Annotated in this window: 1 protein-coding gene; it reads left to right on the top strand. The window is 38.1% G+C overall.

The features are described 5' to 3' along the window. Positions 1–483: hypothetical protein (locus tag EXE10_RS21655; RefSeq protein ID WP_165383068.1), on the top strand; the 483-nt coding region annotated here is incomplete at both ends.

The raw sequence follows: 483 nt of genomic DNA, 5'->3' as shown, positions 1-483 counted from the left end.
ATTGCAACTCCAGTGATCATCGTTCAAGAAACTGGTAAGTCTAGTACTGATAACATCACTATGAATACAACTTTGCTTGTGTCAAACATCGAAGAAGGTGCGATGTGGGAATATAGTTTAGATGGAGGTACTAGCTGGACTACTGGTACGAGTAGTAATAGCTTTAAAGCGGCATCAGATACCACATATGATGCTGGTAAAATTCAAGTCAGACAGACAGATGTGGCTGGAAATACTGCAACAGGTATGAATGCTACAAAGATTGTATTTGACAATAGTATACTTACTCCTTTCCTTGAATTTGAAGAAGATACAGCTCGTTTGGGTGGCACTAATGATGATGGAGTGACAAAAAATGGAAAAGTCATATTGTCGAATCTAGATCCAGATCTTGATTATTGGGAATATACAATCGATGGTGGTGATACTTGGATTGGTGGAGAAGGTAATTCATTTGTACTACCACAAGGAACTTATACTGAT

This window comes from Acinetobacter sp. WCHAc060033, assembly GCF_004209125.1.
GTDB lineage: Bacteria > Pseudomonadota > Gammaproteobacteria > Pseudomonadales > Moraxellaceae > Acinetobacter > Acinetobacter wuhouensis.
Note: the sequence above shows the minus strand (reverse complement) of the source record. Positions and strands in the feature narration are given on the sequence as shown.